We start from the raw sequence: 18281 nt of genomic DNA, 5'->3' as shown, positions 1-18281 counted from the left end.
CCCGATCCTCGGACGCCCCGTCGCCTCGTGCGGCGGGGCGTCCGTCGTGTCTGGGGCAGGATGGAACGGGTGACCCCCCGCCGTCCTCTCCGTCGTGCTCTCACGGTGCTCGCGGTGGCCGCGCTCGTCCTGGCGGGCTGCGCCTCGGCCACGCGGATCGAGTCCGGGACGAACGACGGCGAGGGGGTCGTGGGCATCGCGCTGCCGACGACCGACGACCTCGCCGTCGAGCGGCTGGGCGCGGCGCTCCGCGACGAGCTGCGGGGGCGGGGATATCGCGTCGATCTGCAGTACGCGGCCGACGACGAGCGGACGCAGGTGTCGCAGGTGCAGAACATGCTGACGAAGGGCGAGGACGCGGTCGTCCTCGTGCCGCTGTCGATCGACGCGCTCCAGGCGGCGCGGGAGGCGGCGGATGCCGCCGGGACGGCGTTGATCACGGCGGGCCGTTCCCGCGAGGGCGGTGGGGTCGTCGCGGTGTCCGACCCCGCGGCGGACGGGCGCGCGCAGGCGGCGGCGCTGCAGGACGCGCTCGCCCGCGACCGCGCATCGACGACCGGCGACGACCCGGCGACCGTCGCCATCGTCGCCGGCGTCGCCGACGATCCCGATGTCGCCGCGGCCCACGCCGCCGCCGTGGAGGCGCTGGCCCCCGCGGTCGCCGCCGGTACCCTGCGGGTCGTCGCCGGTGCCGACCTCGAGACCGCGGCGGTGGCCGACATCCCGGGGGAGGTCGAGGCCGGAGCCGAGGAGCGGGTGCGCGCGCTGACGGGGGCGACCGACGGCGGATCGCCCGTCGCGGTGCTCGCGCTGGGGGACGCCGTGACCCGCGGCGTCGTGACGGCCCTGACCACTCCCGATCCGGATGCCACGCCGTCGCCGAGTCCGTCGGCATCCCCGGATCCGGGGGTGGTGCCGGCCCCGCCGCTCGTCGTGGTCGGCTCGGGCGGTGACGCGGTCACGGTCCGAGCGCTGCGCGACGGGATCCTCGTCGCGACCGTCTTCGTCGACACGCGCGCGGGGGCGGGACCGATCGCCGACGCCGTCGTCGCCGCGGCGGACGGCGAGGAGCCCACGCCGAGCACCGCCCCGCCCGCGACCGTCGTCGAACGCGCTGCCGTGCAGTCCGTGTTCCTCGACAGCGGGTGGCTGCGCGCCGAGGACCTCTCCGGCTGACCGGCTTTCGGGATAACCCGAACGAGGAGTGGGGGTGCCCCGGCTGACCCGGATGGAGCGGCGTCCTACCGTGGAACCCATGACCACGGCATCCGTCCTTCCTCCTTCGCCACCGACGCTGCCCGCACCCCCGGGCGCGGTCCCGCGGAGGTCGGTGCGCATCTCGTCGCCCGGCCAGGTCGCCGGCGCCGTCGCCCAGCTCGCCGCGCTCGGCGCCATCGGTCCGGGGGTCTTCGGCGGGCTCTTCGGTCTGCTCGGTGCGGGCGTCGGGCTGCTCTTCGCGGTCCTCATCGGTGCGGTCCTCCTCGCCGGACTGGTGTACGCGCTGTTCGGGGTGGCCTGGTTCGAGCAGGCCCGCCTCGACGGTCTGTACGGCTTCGATCTGCCGGCGTTGCGCCCGCGACGGAGCCCCAAGTCCGGGTTCGTCGGCGTGCTGCACACGATCTGGCTGCAGGCGATCGACCTCCGCCAGTGGCGGGCGGTCGCGTCGTTCACCGTGGCGACGGTGCTCGGACTGGTCACGCTGCTGCTCGTCGGAGCCGTCGCGTGGGGGCTCGCGCTGGTGATCAGCCCGCTCTTCGGCTGGGCGCATGCCGCGCTGTTCGGCCTGTTCCGGCTCGAGGGCGTGGGGGCCCCGCTCGTCGGCGGTCTCGTCGCGCTCGTCGCCACGGGGGCCGTCATCGGGCTGGGCCTGTTGCACGGCGTGCTCGCCCGAGCGATCCTCGTGCCGTCGCGGGAGGCGCTGCTGGAGGAGCAGGCACGCACGTCCGACACCCGCCGCGCCGGCGCCGTCCGGGCCGCCGAGGTCGAGCGCACCCGCATCGAACGGGATCTCCATGACGGCGTGCAGCCGAGACTCGTCTCCATCGGGATGACGTTGGGCCTGGCCCAGACCAAGATCGACGACGACCCCGAGGCCGCCAAGGCGCTCGTGGCCGAGGCGCACGCCTCGACGAAGTCGGCGATCACCGAACTGCGGCAGCTGGCGCGCGGCATCCACGCGTCCGTCCTGGAGGATCGAGGACTGGATGCCGCCCTCTCGGCGCTCGCGTCCCGCTCCCACATCCCGGTGACCCTCGATGTGCGTCTGCCGCGTCGCTGCAGTCGTCCCGCCGAGGCCGCGGTGTACTTCTCGATCGCGGAGGCGCTGACCAACGCCGCGAAGCACTCGCGGGCCGCGAACTGCCGGGTGGACGTGCGCGTCCGTGACGACGGGTCGCTGTGGGCCCGCGTCGAGGACGACGGCCTGGGCGGTGCGCGCGTGGTGCCCGGCGGGGGCCTCGACGGCATCGTGAACCGCGTCACCGCGGCCGGGGGAACGGCCCGTATCGACAGCCCGCAGGGCGGGCCGACCTCGGTGGAGGTGACGGTCCCGTGCGCATCCTGATCTGCGAGGACTCCGTCCTGCTGCGCGAGGGGCTCGTGCGCCTCCTCGCCGACGACGGCCACGAGGTCGTCGCCGCCCTGCCCGACGCGTCGGGTCTCGAGGCCGCGGTCGTCGAGACCACGCCCGAGCTGTGCGTGCTGGATGTACGGCTGCCGCCGACGTGGACGGACGAGGGCATCCGCGCGGCGATCGGCCTGCGGTCGCGGCATCCCGGGCTCGCCGTGCTCGTCCTCTCCCAGTACGTGGAGGAGGAGTACGCCAGTGACCTCATCGCCGACGGCCAGGGCTCGCTCGGCTATCTCCTGAAGGACCGGGTCGCCGACGTCCGCGACTTCCTCGACGCGGTCGCCCGCATCGCCGGGGGCGCCACGGTCCTCGATCCCGAGGTCGTCGGCCAGCTACTGGCTCGGCGTCGACGCGACGACCGGTTGCAGGCCCTCACCGAGCGGGAGCGCGCCGTGCTCGCCCTGATCGCCGAGGGGCGATCGAACCAGGCGATCGCCCAGGCTCTGTTCGTCTCGCCCGCCAGCGTCGAGAAGTACATCACCGCGATCTTCACCAAGCTCGGCCTCGAGCAGGACGAGACGGGGAACCGTCGCGTCATCGCCGCCCTGGTCCACCTGGGCCATGACACCACCGGAGCATCCTCATGAGCGTCCACACTCCCGTCGATCCGAAGCCCACCCCGTCGCGCCGCGCGAAGGGGGCCCTCGCGGTCTCGATCGGCACGATCGTCGTGGGCGGTTGCGTGATCGTCGGCACGCTCCTCAGCACCGGCTTCACGGCCGTCCGGGACCTCAGCGCGATGTCGCTCGGCGCACCGGTCCAGCAGAACGATGTCGCGGGGATCCGCGACCTCGACGTGGACGTCGCGGGCGGCGCCTTGCGCATCGTCTACGACGACGTGTCGGAGGCGGAACTCGACGGCGGAGGCGTGGGGGCGTGGACGCTCGAACGCCGGGGCGACACCCTGCACGTGTCGTCTCCGCGTCGGTCGTTCGCGGACTGGGGCTCGGGGTCGCAGGCGACGCTAACTCTTCCGCGCGAGCTGGGGCGGCAGGACCTGGGACTCCACGTCGAGGTCGCCGGGGGATCGATCGATCTCAGCGGAGACTACGGCGATGTCGACGTGACGGTCTCGGGCGGGAGTGCGACGGTCTCGGGGGCGGCGAGCGCGCTGAGCCTCTCAGTGGCGGGCGGGTCGGTCACGGCCGATGTCGACGGTGTCGATGCGGCGACGTTCGAGGTCACCGGAGGTGATCTCACCGCCGATCTGACGGGTGGGGCGCCAGCGCGCACCCGCGTCGATGTGACCGCGGGCTCGGCCGACATCGGGCTCCCGGATGCGACCTACCGCCTGTCCAGCGAGGGGCCGGGGTCGATCGACAGCAGCCTCCAGACCTCACCCACCGCGACGCCCCGCGTCGAGGTGCAGGCGACTCTCGGGTCGGTGACGCTGCGCACGACGTGAGCGGATGCGTGAGGGGTCACTCTCCGTCGCCTGGATGGCTCGCGGGTGACGGAGATCGACCCCTCACGCGCGTGTGTCGGGGACGGGAGACGGCGATGGCGGCGAGCACCGCGACGATGCCGGCGACCTGGCCGACGCCGAGCGACTCGCCGCCGACCGCGATGCCGAGCAGGACTCCGGTCACCGGGTTGAGCAGGCCGATGAGCCCGACCGTCCCCGCGGGCAGGAGCCGGAGTCCGGTGAACCAGCACACGAAGGCGAGAGCCGTGGCCACGACCGCGATCGCGGCGTAGGCGATGACACCCGTGGCATCCACTGTCGGCGGCGCGCCCTCGACGAGAGCGGCGACGACGATCAGCGCGATCCCCCCGGCGGTGAGCTGCCACGACGTCGTCGCGAGGAGAGGGGTGTCGTCCCGCCAGCGGGTCGTCAGGATCGCCCCGAGCGACGACGACAGGAGGGCGATCGCGGATGCCGCGACCCCGGCGGTCGAGACGCCTTCGGCCCCGAGCCCGACGATGAGCAGCACTCCGGCGATGCCGAGGACGGACCCGATCGCCCACCGCGTCGTCGGGCGCTGCCGCAGGAGCGGCCACGCGAGACCGGCGAGGGCCAGCGGGGCCAGCGCCATGATGGACGCGGCCACCGACGACGGCAGGAGTTGCGCCGCGACGTAGACGAGGACGAAGAAGCCGCCGAAGTTGAGCGCGCCGAGCAGGGGCGCCTTCCACCACCAGGCCCCGCGCGGCCTCCGGCGGGCGAGGAGCCACAGCAGGACTCCGGCCGGGAGTGCGCGCAGCGCCGCCCCCCAGAGCGGTGAGTCGGCGGGGAGCAGGTGTCGCGTGACGACGTACGTCGCCCCCCACGCGAGGGGGGCGATCGCGGTGATCGCGACGGCACGCCATCTAGTTTCCATGGAAGACATATTAGCTTCCGAGGAAGGTAAAGTGGGGGTGTGAACGACGACCGCGTGGACCGCATCGTCGAGCAGTGGCGCGACGAGCGCCCCGACCTCGACGTCTCGCCCCTGCAGGTCATCGGGCGCCTGCACCGCGTCGCCGACCGGCTGCGCGAGGAACTCCTCCGCGTCTACCGCGATCACGGGCTCGGCGAGGGCGAGTTCGACCTGCTCGCCGCCCTCCGCCGCCGGGGCGAGCCGTACGCGTGCGCGGCCGGCGAGCTCGCCCGCACCACCATGGTCACCACCGGTGCCGTGACCAAGCGCGTCGACAGGCTCGTGGCATCCGGGCTCGTCATCCGCCGGGGTGACGACGACGACGGCCGCGGACGCATCGTCGCCCTCACGCCCGCGGGCGTCCGAGTCATCGACGAGGCGTTCGCCGCGCACGTGCGCAACGAGCGACGACTCCTCGCCGGTCTCGGCCCCGCTCAGCGCGCCGAGCTGGAAGCCCTGCTCCGCGCGTGGGGTGGAGCGCTCGGGGTCTGACCCGCGCGGCTCACACCGGCACCTCGGGGGCGGGAGCGGCCGCAGCCGGCGCGGACCGGCCGGCACGGGACACGAGCCAGGCGCCGAGCACGCCCACGCCGAGGCACAGCACGGCCAGCCCGACCATGAGCAGTCCGAAGCCGTCGCGGTAGGCCGCCACCGCCACGGCGAAGACGTCCTCCGACGGACGGGTCGCGTCCTTGGCGTAGGTCCCCACGGCGTTCAGCGACGCGGTGATATCGCTCTCGCTCATGCCCGTCGCACGCAGACGCGAGACGATCCCGCCGATGGTGACCTGGGTGACGACGACGGTGGACAGTGCGGTGCCCAGCGAGTAGAAGAGCTGCCCGAACGTCGTCCGCGAACTCGTCACGGGACCGTAGAACTCCGCGGGCGCCTCGCTCAGGACGAGCGTGCCGTACGGCAGCGCCGAAGCCGTCACGCCGAGGGCGATCAGCACCCCCGCCGGGACGAACGCCACCGGGCTGTCGACGTCGCGCGCGAGAGCGCCCGCCAGGAACCCCGCGGCGGAGAGCACCCCGCCCAGCAGCAGCGACGTCCGCGTGCTCATTCCCCGCGTCATCAGTCTCCCGAGCAGGACGGCGCCCGCGATCGAGGTGACCGTGATCGGCAGCTGCCACAGAGCGACCTCGGCCGGCGCCAGGCCCAGCACGTACTGCCAGAGGTTCGTCAACTGCAGGAAGGATGCCGCGACGCCGAAGTTGAACACGAACCCGGCGCACAGCGCCGCGAGGAACGACGGACGCCGGAACAACGACACGGGGAAGAACGGATGACGCACCCGCGTCTGCGTCCACGCCGCGAGGGCCAGCACCGCCACTCCCGCCGCCGTCAGCGCCCAGGTGAGGGGCGAGGTCAGCGACGCGGCGAACTGGGAGACGCCGTAGAGGAAGGTGACCATGCCCAGGACGAGGAGCACCTGCCCCACGACGTCGCGCGGCTCGGAGACGCTGGGCGGCACGACGGGCAGAACGGCCAGGACGGCGCCGATGCTCACGACCGAGAGGAGGGGCACGAGGAGGAAGGCCGTGCGCCAATCGACGCCGGCCAGCATGCCGCCGCCGAAGGTGATCGCCACCGAGGACGCTCCCGAGACCGCGGCGAAGGTCGCCACCGCGGCGGGAAGACGACCGGGAGCGGCGAGCACCTGGATGTAGGCGAAGGCGGCGGCGTAGACGGCGCCCAGGCCCACCCCCGACAGGCCCTGCCCGGCGATGTAGACCGCCGGCACGGGCGCGAGCCCCACGACCAGCTGGCCGACCGTCGCGACGGCCAGCGCCCACACCAGCATGCGGCGGCGCCCGATGCGGTCGGCCAGCAGACCCGTGCTGATGACGGATGCCGCGATCGCCAGGGTCTGCATCGAGGCCGCCAGCGCTTGATCGCCCGCCACCATGTCCAATCCCCGGCTGGCCCCCACCAGCGCGGTCGCGGCCACGTTGGGGGCCGCCCCCTGGATCGCGGCGAGGACGCCGAGCAGGGGCAGACCCCACCGTGTGGCGCGAGAGGAGAGGACGGACGAGGGGGAGGTGGACACGGCGGGCCCTTTCGCGGAGGTCATCAGGCGGAGAACGCCGGGGTGCCGGCGATCCGGGTCTCGTGGATGCGGATGTCGTGCCAGCGCTCGGGGTCGGAGCTCCACGGATCGGCGTCGGCGACCACGAAGTCCGCGCGGGCGCCCCGTCGCAGGACACCCCGGTCGTCGGCATGGATCTGCCACGCCGCATCCGTCGTGATCGCGGCGAGCGCCTGCCCCGGCGTGACGCGCTCGTCCGGACCCAGGACACTGCCGTCGGCCTCGAGCCGGCGCAGGACCGCCGTCTGCGCGCTGCGCAGGGGGTCCGCGGTCGTGACGTTGTCGTCGGAGTGGATGCTCGGCCGCAGTCCCGCCCGGAGCGCCGAAGCCAGGCGGTCCAGGCGGACGGCGCGGTAGGGGCCGAGGATCGAGTCCCGGAACGCCGCGCCCCAGTACCGCACGTGGTCCATCAGGAAGCTGGGCGACACCCCCGCCGCAGCCATCCGGGCCAACTGCGCGTCCGTCGTGACGGAGGCGTGCTCGAGCCGGTGCCGGAGATCGCGCGAGTCCTTCGCGAGAAGATCCTCGAGCGTCGTGAGCGCCAGGTCCACGGCGGCGTCGCCGTTCGTATGGATCATGAGCTGCCAGCCGTCGTCGAGGCCGGCCGAGAGGGCGTCGCGGAGGCCCTCGGAGGTCCAGTTGGCGTGGCCGCGACCGGGGCGACCGGAGCTGTCGTGACCGAGGTACGGGTCCTCGAAGAACCCGGAGCGGCCCTGGTTGGACCCGTCGACGACCACCTTCCACGCATCCGCGCGCACCATGTCGTCTCCGCTGAAGGGCGTCACCCCGGCGGCACGCCAGGCCGCCGCCGCCTCGCGCGGGGTCGTGAACCCGGGCAGCGCGGAGAACTGCGCGGTAGACACGCGGACGGGAAGCCGTTCGGTGTCGTTGAGCCGGTGGAGGAGCGCGATCTCACTGACCCCGGCGATCGTCCCGGTCATCGCCTCGCGTACCGAGGTGATGCCCCGGGACGCCCACCCGGTGAGGATCGTGCGCACCCCGCGGTCGATCTCGGCGGCCTCCGGCCGTGGCAGCGCCGCCAGGAGCATCGACACCGCCGGGGCTTCGCCCACCACGCCCGTGAGGCGACCGTCGACGCGCCCGAACGTGCCGCCCGTCGGCGCCGGTGTGCCGTCGGTGATCCCGGCGGCTTCCAGTGCCCGGCTGTTGGCGTAGGCGAAGTGCATCGAGGCGTTCAGCACGACGACGGGTCGATCGAGGGCGACGCGATCGAGGATGTCGCGGGTGAGGTCGGGCTCGCCGGCGTACAGGCTGGGGTCGAAGAGCTTCGCGAGCAGGTACTCCCCGGGGGCACCGGAGCCGGCCGCCTTCTTCAGCGTGGTGACCACGTCGTCGAAGGTGGCGCAGCGCGGGTGCGACACGTCGACCCAGTCGAGCATCAGCAGCGACACCCAGACATGGGCGTGCGGCTCGATGAGTCCCGGCAGCACGACCCCGTCGGGCCGCAGCGTCCTCGTCCCCGGACCGATGAGGCCCTCGACGTCGTCGCGCGTGCCGAGGCCGACGATGCGACCGTCCGCGATCGCCATCGCCTCGGCCGTCGGCGAGTCGGCGTCGCCCGTGGAGATCGCTCCGATCACCACCAGGTCAGCGCGGCCGTCGCCGCGGGGACCCGTGTCGCGCGGGGCGCCGGAGATGTGCGTGCCGGATGCCGCGATCGCGGGGGCGATCCGATCGTGCAGGGCGGGGGTGGATGCGGAGCAGGCGTCGGTCATGGTTCTCCCGTCGGGGAAGGGCGAGGAGCCGGGTCGTCCGTGGACCTCCGCGCCCGGGCGGATCACAGGGGCAGGTGGCGCAGGACCGCCGCGGCTTCGTTCGCGGCGAGGATCGCGAAGACGACGGTCATCATCTGTGCGTTGTACGCGATCATCTCGGTCTTCGCGCGCTGCAGCGATCGGGTCACCGCGGGGCTGCGGGACAGGGCCACGGCGGCGGGCACGATCAGCGGCAGCGAGCCGCCGATCGCGACCCCGAGACAGAGGATCGCCGAGAGGACGATCGAGAGGTGGGCGTCGGCGATGATCGCTCCGCCCTTGAGCGCGAGGGGGAGGTTCTTGGAGTTCGCCGCCGCCATCATCAGCCCGAGCCCGAGCGCGCGGGCGGGCGTGATGGCGTCGATGGCCGCGAGCCAGGCGGGAGTCTTGACCGGGTGGCCGTCACGCGGACGCGAGCGCCAGCTCAGGACCGCGAACACCGCGAAACCGATCGCGATGAGCGCGGACAGGATGAGGGTGACCTTTCCCGTTCCCGCCGCGCTCGACGCGCGAGAGGCTCCCGCCGCGCCGAGGAGCAGCAGCGCGAAGGACACCGCGGTGAAGGTGGCCACGTACACCGCCGCGGACGCCCGCCCGCGTGGTGCGAGCACGATCGCCACGATCGCGACGATCGGGAGCGGTGAGATCGCCATCCCCACCGTGAGGGGGAGGAGTTCGCTCAGTGCGTCCACGCCGGGTCCTTCCGTCCGGCCCCGGGACGACGCTGTCGTCTCCCGTGGGTCCGAACGGAGGCTATGACGCCGGTCTTCGCGCGCGGACGCGATGTTCGGTCAGCACGACGAAACGACCACGCGGCACCGGTGGCGCGACCGGATGCTCAGCCCTTCAGCGCCTTCGCCAGACGTTGCGGCGAGACGGGCTCGGCCGTGCCCAGGCGCTGCGCGAAGAGGCTCACGCGGAACTCCTCCAGCAACCACCGGGTCTGCACCAGGTTCGCCGGCGCGTCGGCGGGGAGCGGCATCACCCCGCCGGCCTCGACGAAGCCCGCGGCTCCGCGCTCGTACTCGGTCATGCGCTGACGATCGCGGCCCGGGTTGTCGGGCAGTGTCTTCACGCGCTCCAGCGCCCCCGCGAGGTACCGCGGCAGGTGGGCGAGGCGGGCGAGGCCGGTTCGCGCGATGAAACCGGGGAAGATCAGGCCTTTCAGCTGCCCGCGCACGTCGTTGAGTGCTCCGAGCAGCGTGATGGATGAGGCATCCTTCATCGCCCGATCCACCTCGCGCTGCGCCAGCAGGATTCTCGCGACGAGCGACACGGCCTGGAAGGTCTGCTCCACCGACGCGGCCGAGAACGCGTCGCGCACGCGCGCGAAGTCCGCACGGGTGCGGACGATCCCCGTGGACGCCGCGCGCTGCAGCACGTCGTCGGCGACGGCGACCCGCGCGTCCTCGATCAGGGCCTTGGCGTTCTGGTACGGCGAGGCGGCGAGCGCGAGCTTCTCGTTCGCGGTGAGGTGGTCGAGCACGTACGACGCGGGGGAGGGCACGGCCAGCAGCAGCAGCCGCCGGATGCCGGCGCGGGTGTGCCGCACGGCGTCCTCGGGTGTCGCCTCGACGCGGAGGGCGACGCTGTCGCCCTCGTCCACGAGCGCCGGGTATCCGCGCACGACGCCCCCGGCGACGGGGGTGTCGACGACCTCGGCGAGGTCGTCGAAGTCCCACGTCGTGAGCTTCGTCCGTGAAGCGAAGGCGGGGGATGCCTCGGCGACCCGCGCCGCGGCCGTCCTCGACGGGGGGCGCGCGATCGTCGACTCCACGCTCGAACGCGCGCGGTCGGCGAGGCGTCGCTGCAGCGCCCCGAGATCGCGGTCCGAGCCCACGGCCCGCCCGCGGGGGTCGACCGCGCGGAAGGACATCATGAGGTGCCCCGGCACGCGGTCGAGTTCGAAGTCGGCGGCGCTCACGCGCTGGTTCGCCACGCGCTGCACCTGCGCCGCGAGCGCGTCCACGAGCGTCGACTTCGGCAGACCGTTCGCGTGCTCGGGACCCTTCTCCGCCAGTTCGGCGCTGAATTTCTCGGCCCAGTCGGCGGCGGGCACGACGTTGCGTCGGATGGTTTTGGGGAGGGCGCGCAGCAGCGCCGTGACGAGCTCGTCACGCATGCCCGGCACCTGCCAGTCGAAGCCGTCGGGGCGCAGCTGCGCCAGCAGGGGCAGCGGGACGACCACCGTCACCCCGTCGTCGGGGGCACCGGGTTCGAAGCGGTAGGCGAGGTTCAGCGTCTGGTCGCCCTGGCGCCAGCGCGCGGGGAAGGCACGGTCGTCGCCCTGCGCGCGGTCGCCGGTGAGGTCGGACTCGCGCAGATCGAGCAGGTGCGGCGTGCGGGCCGAGGCATCCTTCCACCACGTCTCGAACGAACGCACGTCCGTGACGTCGGCGGGGATCCGCGCGTTGTAGAACGCGAACACCGCCTCGTCGCCGACGAGGATGTCGCGGCGGCGCTCGCGCTCCTCGATCTTCTCGAGCAGCCGACGCTGCTCGAGGTTCCGGCGGAGGAAGGCGGTCAGGCGCTTGTCGAGCACCGACGGGTCCCACTCGCCCTCGACGAGCGCGTGCCGCACGAACATCTCGCGGGCGAGCGGACGGTCGAAGCGCGCGAGCTGGACGCGGCGCCGACCGACGAGCTCCACCCCGAAGAGCGTGACCTTCTCGTACGCGGCGGCGGAGCCGGCATCCTTCGACCAGTGCGGCTCGCTGAGCGAGCGCTTCACGAGGCCGGGGGCGAGGTCTTCCGCCCACGCCGGGTCGACGGCGGCGACCGTACGGGCGAACAGGCGTGAGGTCTCGACGAGCTCGGCCGCCATGACCGCCGAGGGACGCTTCTTCTTCAGGCCCGACCCGGGGAAGATCGCGAACCGCGCCCCGCGCGCGCCGATGTACTCGCCCTTGGCGGTGCGGGCGTCGCCGGGGGCCTTGCGGTCCTTGGCCTGCGCCAGGGTGCGGGGGTCCAGGATGCCGATGTGCGACAGGAGTCCGGACAGGATCGCGCGGTGGATGGCATCCCCCTGGGCGTGGCCCTCGGGGGCGGTGTCTTCCGACCCTCGTCCCACTGCTGACGCGGCGTGTCCCGATCGTTGCGGTTTCGAGCGGCCCGAAGCCGCCATTTCTGGGACACGGTTCCTCGCCCCGCGGCCCTCGCGCCCCGCACCGAGCAGCGACTGCAACTGCCGATGCACGTCGACCCACTCGCGCACGCGCACGTAGTTGAGGTGCTCGCTGCGGCACAGGCGCCGGAAGGCGCTGGAACCGAGTTCGGCCTGCTTCTCCTGCAGGTACTCCCACAGGTTCAGCAGCGACAGGAAATCGCTCGTCGGGTCGGTGAAGCGCGCGTGGAAGCGGTCCGCCTCCTCACGGCGCTCCTCGGGGCGTTCGCGGACGTCCTGGATCGACATCCCGGCGACGATCGCCATGACCTCGGGCAGCACGTCCGCGTCCCGCGCCTCGATCAGCATGCGGGCGAACCGCGGATCGATCGGCAGACGGGCGATCTCGCGGCCGACCGCGGTGAGACGCGGACCGCGCTCGTCGCCCCGGCCGCTGCGTCGCCGGGACGGGTCGCCGTCCTCCCGGACGTCGCGGCGCTCGGACCCCGGCGCGGGCAGCGTCACCGCGCCGAGCTCGACGAGCAGGTCGAACGCGGCCTTCACGCCGCGGGAATCCGGCGGCGTCAGGAACGGGAACGCCTGGATGTCGCCGAACCCGAGCGACAGCATCTGGAGGATGACGGATGCCAAGGACGTCCGCAGGATCTCGGGCTCGGTGTACTCCGGGCGGCGGAGGAAATCGTCCTCCGAGTACAACCGGATCGCGATACCCGGCGAGGTGCGTCCCGCACGCCCGGAGCGCTGCTGCGCCGACGCCTGCGACACGGCCTCGATCGGCAGCCGCTGGATCTTCGACCGGTTGCTGTAGCGCGAGATGCGCGCGGTGCCGGTGTCGATTACGTACCGGATGCCGGGGACGGTGAGGCTCGTCTCCGCGACGTTCGTGGCCAGGATGACGCGGCGGCGGACGCCGGCGACGGTGGAGCGCTCGAACACCCGGTGCTGTTCGGCGGCCGAGAGACGCCCGTACAGCGGCAGCACCTCGGTGGGGGAGGCATCCTTCTGGTACGCCCCGCGGATGGCATCCGCGGCATCCCGGATCTCGGCCTCGCCGGGGAAGAAGACGAGCACGTCGCCCGCGGGTTCGCGGTCGAGCTCGCGGAGAGCGTCGACGACGGCGCCGACCTCGTCAGCGTCGTCGGTCTCGCGCTTGCCGTGTGCCGCGCTCCGGATCTTCTTCGGCTGCGGCGTGGGTGTGCCGGCATCCGGCTCGGAATCGCCGGTTTCTTCCGGAGCCCGGTCCGCCCCGTCGACCGGTCGGTACCGGATCTCGACCGGATACGTCCGGCCCGACACCTCGATGACCGGTGCGGGCACCGGCTCGCCGCCGGGCTCGGCGGGGGGCGCGGCGAAGTGGCGCGCGAAGCTCTCGGGGTCGATCGTCGCCGAGGTCACGATGACCTTCAGGTCGGGGCGCTGGGGCAGGATGCGGCGGAGGTAGCCGAGCAGGAAGTCGATGTTCAGCGAACGCTCGTGCGCCTCGTCGACGATGATCGTGTCGTAGCGGCGCAGCAGCCGGTCGCGATGGATCTCGTTGAGCAGGATGCCGTCGGTCACGAGCGCGACGCGGGTGTCGGCCGACACCTTGTCGGTGAAGCGCACCTTGTAGCCGACGGTGGAGCCGAGCGGCACCTGCATCTCTTCCGCGATGCGTTCGGCGATCGTGCGCGCGGCGATGCGACGGGGCTGCGTGTGCGCGATCGAGGTGCGGCCCAGCTCGAGGCAGATCTTCGGGAGCTGCGTCGTCTTGCCGGAACCGGTCGCACCGGCCACGATCACGACCTGGTGGTCGCGGATGGCGTGCGTGATCTCGTCCCGCGCGGCGCTGACGGGCAGCTCGGGCGGGTAGACGATGACGGGTTCGACGGACACAGCCTTCCAGCCTATCGCGCCGCCGAACGCCGTGCGTCGGCGCCCGAACGCCGTGCGTGATCACCCGATAAACGCGATCCACGGCGAGACACGCCTTGCCGCGCCGTGTCTCGCCGTGGATGCCGTTTATCGCTGAAGGGGCGCAAGGGTGCGGCGGCGGCGCAGGGGGAGCGGGGAGGGGGGGGGGGATCAGGGCATGGATGCCTTCTGCGCAACGACGCGACGGGCGGCGGCATCCACCTTCGCCGCGAACGCCGGGTCTGTCTGCGCCTTCGCGAGCACCGCCTGGTGCATCTCGGGGTACACCGTCGGATCGGCCGAGACGAGCAGCAGGTCGATCCCCGCCTCGACCGCGAGCGTCGCGCGGTCGGCGGGCGACCATTGCTGCACCTGCTGCGCGGCGGAGAGGTCGTCGGTGGTCACGACGCCGTCGAAGCCGACCGTGTTCCGCAGCACGCCGACGACGGTCGGCGAGAAGGCGGCGGGCGCCGAGGGGTCGATCTTCGCGTAGATCGCCGTCGACAGCATGACCACGGCCGGGCCCTGCGCGAGCACCGTCGAGTAGACGCCCACGTCGGATCCCTCGGCGGTGACGAAATCGTCCGTCACGCCGGAGGCGGTGTCGGTGTTCTCGCCCACGTGGCCCAAGCCCGGGAAGTGCTTGAACGTCGGAAGCACTCCGCCGTCGCGCATCCCCTGCGCGAACGCGCCGGCCTTCGCGGCCACCGTCGCCGCGTCGTAGCCGTATTCACGGTCGAGCTGGCCGATCGGCGGGTTGCTCCGCGCGGTCTCGGGGCTGGTCACGACGTCGGCGACCGGGGCGAGGTTCATGTTCACCCCGGCCTGCGCGAGCTGCCCGCCCCACGTCGCGGCGTTGCCGCGGAGGTCGCTGTCGCTCTGCCGTCCCTGATCGACGGCCGAGGGGATGCCGTCGAATCCGGGACCGGAGAGCACCTGCACCTCGCCGCCCTCCTGGTCGGTCGCGACCCACAGTTCGGGGCGTCCGGCGGCGACGAGCGAGGTGAAACCGCCGACGAGGGCGGCCGTGGCCGGGATGCCGGCATCCGAACGCCCGTGCAGGAAGACGCCGCCGATGTGGTCGTCGCGGACGGCGGCGACGGTGGTCGGGTCGGCGCCGCCCACGGAGGTGCCGACCATGAACATCTGCCCGACCTTGTCGGCGAGGCTCAACCCGGCGAGCGGATCGGGAGTGGGCGTCGGCGTCGGCGTCGGCGATGCCGTCGGGGTGGCGCTCGTCGTGGGGGCGGGCGCGGGCTCGGGGACGCAGCCGGCGAGCGCCACGGCGATCAGCAGCAACGGGATCGTCGACCGTGCGATGTTCCTCACCCCTCGATCGTGACGTATCCGGCGTCGGGTCGGACGGTTCCGATCCGGGCTTGACTCTGCCGCTGCGTCAACCGCCAGGGTGGATGCCATGAACGAATGGCCCATCGCCGAGGTCGCCCGCGCGGCCGGGGTGACCAGCCGCGCCCTCCGGCACTACGAGAGCGTGGGGCTGCTGCGCCCGTCCCGCGTCGCCGCGAACGGGTACCGCTTCTACGGCGAGCGCGAGATCGCGCGCCTGTACCGCATCCTGTCGCTGCGTGCGCTGGATGTGCCGCTGCCCGACATCGCGCGGGCGCTGTCCGACGAGCGCTCGCTCGTGGACGTCATGCGAGCGCATGTGACGGCGCTCGAGGAACGGCGTTCCGCGCTGGAGCGTCGCATCACCGCGGTGGGGAAGACCCTCGCCGCACTGGAGGAAGGAAAGACCATGGACATCGACGACGTGCTCGCGGGGGTCGACGACTCCCGGTGGGAGAGCGAGGTGCGGGCGCGCTGGGGCGACGCCGCGTGGGAGGAGGCGCAGGCTCGTCGTGACGCGTTCACCGACGGGGAGCGCCGCGCCGACGACGAGCGCAGCCGCGACGTGAATGCCGCCCTGCGGGATGCCGCGGCGCGGGGCCTCCCGGCGGACGGCGCCGAGTTCCAGGCCCTGATCGCCGTGCACCACCGGTGGGTCGGAGACCAGTGGGGGCGGGTCCCGGATGCCGCGGCCTACGTGGGCCTCGGCGAGCTCTACGTCGCCGACGAGCGGTTCGCGGCCGTGTACGGCGGCGCGGACGGCGCCGTCGCGGTCCGCGACGCGATCGCGGTCTTCGCGGCGGCCCGGCTGCCCTAAGGCCGTCGTCTGCGGAAGATCGTGACCGCGCCCCCGCGAGAGGGCGTGAGTCCTGCGGCCTCGAGCTGCTGCACGGTCCGGCGCGAGAGGGACGGGAGCTCGGCGGTGCGTCCCGGTGCGGGGCGGGCCTGACCGACCAGCAGCGTCCGGCGGTGTCCGCCCGATCGCACCTCGAGCCGGGCGTACTCCGTTCCCTCGCGCCACCGCAGTTCGTCGATGTCGCCGTAGGGGAAGCGCTCGGTGCCGCCGGGCCCGTCGATGCGCAGCTCCGACCGCCCGAAGCCGATCGCGTGGCCGGCGGCGCGGCCCCGCACGAGCGCGCGGAAGCCGAGGAAGACGGGGAGGACGACCACGAGTCCGACGGCGAGGATGACGACGCGGGCGCCGCGCAACAGGTCCAGGCGGTCGAGCCAGATCATCAGGGGAATCGTGGCGGCCCCGGCGACCGTCGTGGCGGCGATCAGGAGCACGATCAGGGTCGCGAGGTGCAGGCGGACGGCACGCACACGCACGAGCGCGCCGTCCCGTTCGTCGTCCGCCTCCCACGCGGGAGCATGACGCTCCTCACCGGTCGTCCGGACGAGCGACAGCAACCGCCCGAGGAGGGCCAGCGTCAGCCACGCCGCCGCGGGCAGGGCGGCGAAGGCCACGACGGCCCCGAACGCACCGGCATCCGCCCGTGCCAGGACGACCGCGAGAGCGATCGCGGCCGCCGCGACCAGGACGTGCAGGAGGAGTGCGCCGCGGCGGAGCAGGGCGATCGCCTGCACGCCCGCGATCCCCACGCCCCATCCGCCGAGCAGCGCGGCGAGGAACGGTGCGAAGTCCGTGGCCGAGCCCGCGCCGGCGAGCAGCAGCGCGAGGACGAGCAGGATGCCGGCGCCCGCGAGGACCCACACGAGGGAGCGCACGCGGCGGTCGGCGGGGACATCCGTCACGATCGACCAGCCTACGAGGAGCGACCGCGTGCTCAGCCGTTCCCGGCCGAGCAGGTCGGCTGGTTCGCCTTGGAACCGCTGATGGTGCTCGGCAGCTCCACGGCCTCCGGCGCGGGCGTGGCGGAGGTGGCATCCGGAGCCGGCGTGCTCGCCTCGGGCGCCGGAGCGGACTCGGTCGGCTGCGGCGCGGACGGGTCGGCGAAGACGCCCTCGTTGGCGCCGAGCTCGCCGGTGAGCACGATCGGCGCGTTCGTGTCGATCGCCTCCCACAGCACGCTCGCCGCGTTCTCGTTCGGGATGACGCGGTTGCGGTCGGCCGGGTCTTCGAGCACGGGGTACTGCACGAAGGTGATGTCGTCGAACGGCACGTCCTTGAGCGTGTAGGCCAACTGGGCGATGCGGATCGGGTCGGCGAGGCTCTGACTGGGCTGGATGTTGTTCACCGCGGTGTTCGCGAGACCGATCAGCGTGCCGGGGTTGGAGAGCACCTCGGCGCTGCGCAGCTTGTTGATCAGGCGCGAGAGGTACTGCTGCTGGTTGCCGATGCGGGCGAGGTCGCTGCCGTCGCCGACGCCGTGACGGGTGCGCAGGAACGCGAGGGCGTCGTAGCCGGTGACCACGCGGGGACCGGCCGGCCAGTCGATTCCCGCATCGGGGTCGTTGATGCCGTCGCCGCCGATGCAGACCTCGACGCCGCCGATCGCGTCGGTGATGTTCACGACGTTGCCGAAGCTCACTTTCGCCGCGAACGGGATGCTCTGGCCGCTGAGCTCCGACACGGTGTCGGCGACGCAGGTCAGCCCGCCCTTCTCGTAGGCGGTGTTGATCTGGGCCTTCGACCACGCCGACTCCACGGTCCCGTCGGCGCCGGTGCATTCGGGGATCGGAACCTGCAGGTCGCGGGGGAAGGACACGACCGTGACCCGGCGGGGGTCGGCCGAGACGCTGACGAGCATGTTGACGTCGTTGCGGGCGCCCTCGTTCTCGGGGTCGCTGCACCGGGCTCCGAATGCCTGCTTGACCTCGTCGTCGCATTCGTCGGTGCCGACCACGAGCACCGAGAAGGCCTCGTCGTAGGCGCTCAGTGCGGGCGGCTGCGCCGGGGCGTCCTTCAGCGGGACCGCCGCCTCGGCCAGGCGCTGCGTCAGTGACCAGGCGTAGAAGCCGCCCACGGCGACCGCGGCGACGACGGCGACGGTCAGCGCGATCGCGAGGGCCTTGGCTCCGCGGCGCCACCCCGACTCGGGCGTGCGGCGCGCGTGCTGGGCGGGGGGCTGCGTCATCCGGGTAGTCAACCACGCCGTTCCGGGAA

The 18281-nt window shown here is 73.0% G+C and carries 14 protein-coding genes; 6 read left to right on the top strand and 8 right to left on the bottom strand.

Annotation, left to right across the window (positions count from 1 at the left end; genetic code table 11):
- Positions 1-69 precede the first annotated feature (69 nt).
- From BGO45_RS04075 to BGO45_RS04060, 4 genes are all read left to right on the top strand, one after another.
- Entirely contained in the window at positions 70-1176 is a 1107-nt protein-coding gene (locus tag BGO45_RS04075) for a substrate-binding domain-containing protein (RefSeq protein WP_292691151.1), read from the top strand.
- A 79-nt stretch (positions 1177-1255) separates the two neighbouring features.
- Complete coding sequence (locus tag BGO45_RS04070; RefSeq protein ID WP_292691149.1) at positions 1256-2563, top strand: histidine kinase; 1308 nt, start codon at positions 1256-1258, stop codon at positions 2561-2563.
- A complete protein-coding gene (locus tag BGO45_RS04065; protein ID WP_076493936.1) occupies positions 2551-3216 on the top strand; it encodes a response regulator transcription factor in 666 nt (221 codons plus the stop codon). The genes BGO45_RS04070 and BGO45_RS04065 overlap by 13 nt, the downstream gene beginning before the upstream one ends.
- The gene (locus BGO45_RS04060; RefSeq protein WP_292691146.1) at positions 3213-4034 is read left to right on the top strand and encodes a hypothetical protein; all 822 of its coding nucleotides are present in this window, start codon (positions 3213-3215) and stop codon (positions 4032-4034) included. The genes BGO45_RS04065 and BGO45_RS04060 overlap by 4 nt, the downstream gene beginning before the upstream one ends.
- A gap of 16 nt (positions 4035-4050) precedes the next feature.
- On the opposite strand, the gene BGO45_RS04055 is transcribed toward BGO45_RS04060, so the two are convergent.
- The gene (locus BGO45_RS04055) at positions 4051-4959 is read right to left on the bottom strand and encodes an EamA family transporter (protein WP_292691144.1); all 909 of its coding nucleotides are present in this window, start codon (positions 4957-4959) and stop codon (positions 4051-4053) included.
- Positions 4960-4989: 30 nt separating this feature from the next.
- Between BGO45_RS04055 and BGO45_RS04050 the strand changes: the two genes are divergently transcribed.
- A complete protein-coding gene (locus tag BGO45_RS04050; RefSeq protein ID WP_292691142.1) occupies positions 4990-5481 on the top strand; it encodes a MarR family transcriptional regulator in 492 nt (163 codons plus the stop codon).
- A gap of 10 nt (positions 5482-5491) precedes the next feature.
- Here the strand turns inward: BGO45_RS04050 and BGO45_RS04045 are convergent, their stop codons facing one another.
- From BGO45_RS04045 to BGO45_RS04025, 5 genes are all read right to left on the bottom strand, one after another.
- The gene (locus tag BGO45_RS04045; protein WP_292691140.1) at positions 5492-7039 is read right to left on the bottom strand and encodes an MFS transporter; all 1548 of its coding nucleotides are present in this window, start codon (positions 7037-7039) and stop codon (positions 5492-5494) included.
- 23 nt (positions 7040-7062) lie between these two features.
- Positions 7063-8814, bottom strand: coding sequence for an amidohydrolase (locus BGO45_RS04040; RefSeq protein WP_292691138.1), 1752 nt, complete (start codon positions 8812-8814; stop codon positions 7063-7065).
- A 62-nt stretch (positions 8815-8876) separates the two neighbouring features.
- A complete protein-coding gene (locus BGO45_RS04035; RefSeq protein WP_292691136.1) occupies positions 8877-9545 on the bottom strand; it encodes a GAP family protein in 669 nt (222 codons plus the stop codon).
- A 146-nt stretch (positions 9546-9691) separates the two neighbouring features.
- Positions 9692-13849, bottom strand: coding sequence for an ATP-dependent RNA helicase HrpA (gene hrpA, locus BGO45_RS04030; protein ID WP_292691135.1), 4158 nt, complete (start codon positions 13847-13849; stop codon positions 9692-9694).
- A 189-nt stretch (positions 13850-14038) separates the two neighbouring features.
- The gene (locus BGO45_RS04025; RefSeq protein ID WP_292691133.1) at positions 14039-15196 is read right to left on the bottom strand and encodes a glycoside hydrolase family 3 N-terminal domain-containing protein; all 1158 of its coding nucleotides are present in this window, start codon (positions 15194-15196) and stop codon (positions 14039-14041) included.
- A gap of 88 nt (positions 15197-15284) precedes the next feature.
- Between BGO45_RS04025 and BGO45_RS04020 the strand changes: the two genes are divergently transcribed.
- Entirely contained in the window at positions 15285-16031 is a 747-nt protein-coding gene (locus tag BGO45_RS04020) for a MerR family transcriptional regulator (RefSeq protein ID WP_292691131.1), read from the top strand.
- On the opposite strand, the gene BGO45_RS04015 is transcribed toward BGO45_RS04020, so the two are convergent.
- Positions 16028-16969 (bottom strand): hypothetical protein, encoded by a 942-nt coding sequence (locus tag BGO45_RS04015; RefSeq protein ID WP_292691129.1) that lies wholly within the window; start codon positions 16967-16969, stop codon positions 16028-16030. The two genes, BGO45_RS04020 and BGO45_RS04015, sit on opposite strands and share 4 nt — an antisense overlap.
- Before the next feature lie 32 nt (positions 16970-17001).
- The gene (locus tag BGO45_RS04010; RefSeq protein ID WP_076493919.1) at positions 17002-18252 is read right to left on the bottom strand and encodes an LCP family protein; all 1251 of its coding nucleotides are present in this window, start codon (positions 18250-18252) and stop codon (positions 17002-17004) included.
- Between the last annotated feature and the right edge of the window lie 29 nt (positions 18253-18281).

Source organism: Microbacterium sp. 71-36, assembly GCF_001898305.1.
GTDB lineage: Bacteria > Actinomycetota > Actinomycetes > Actinomycetales > Microbacteriaceae > Microbacterium.
This window is presented reverse-complemented; position numbering and strand designations above follow the sequence as displayed.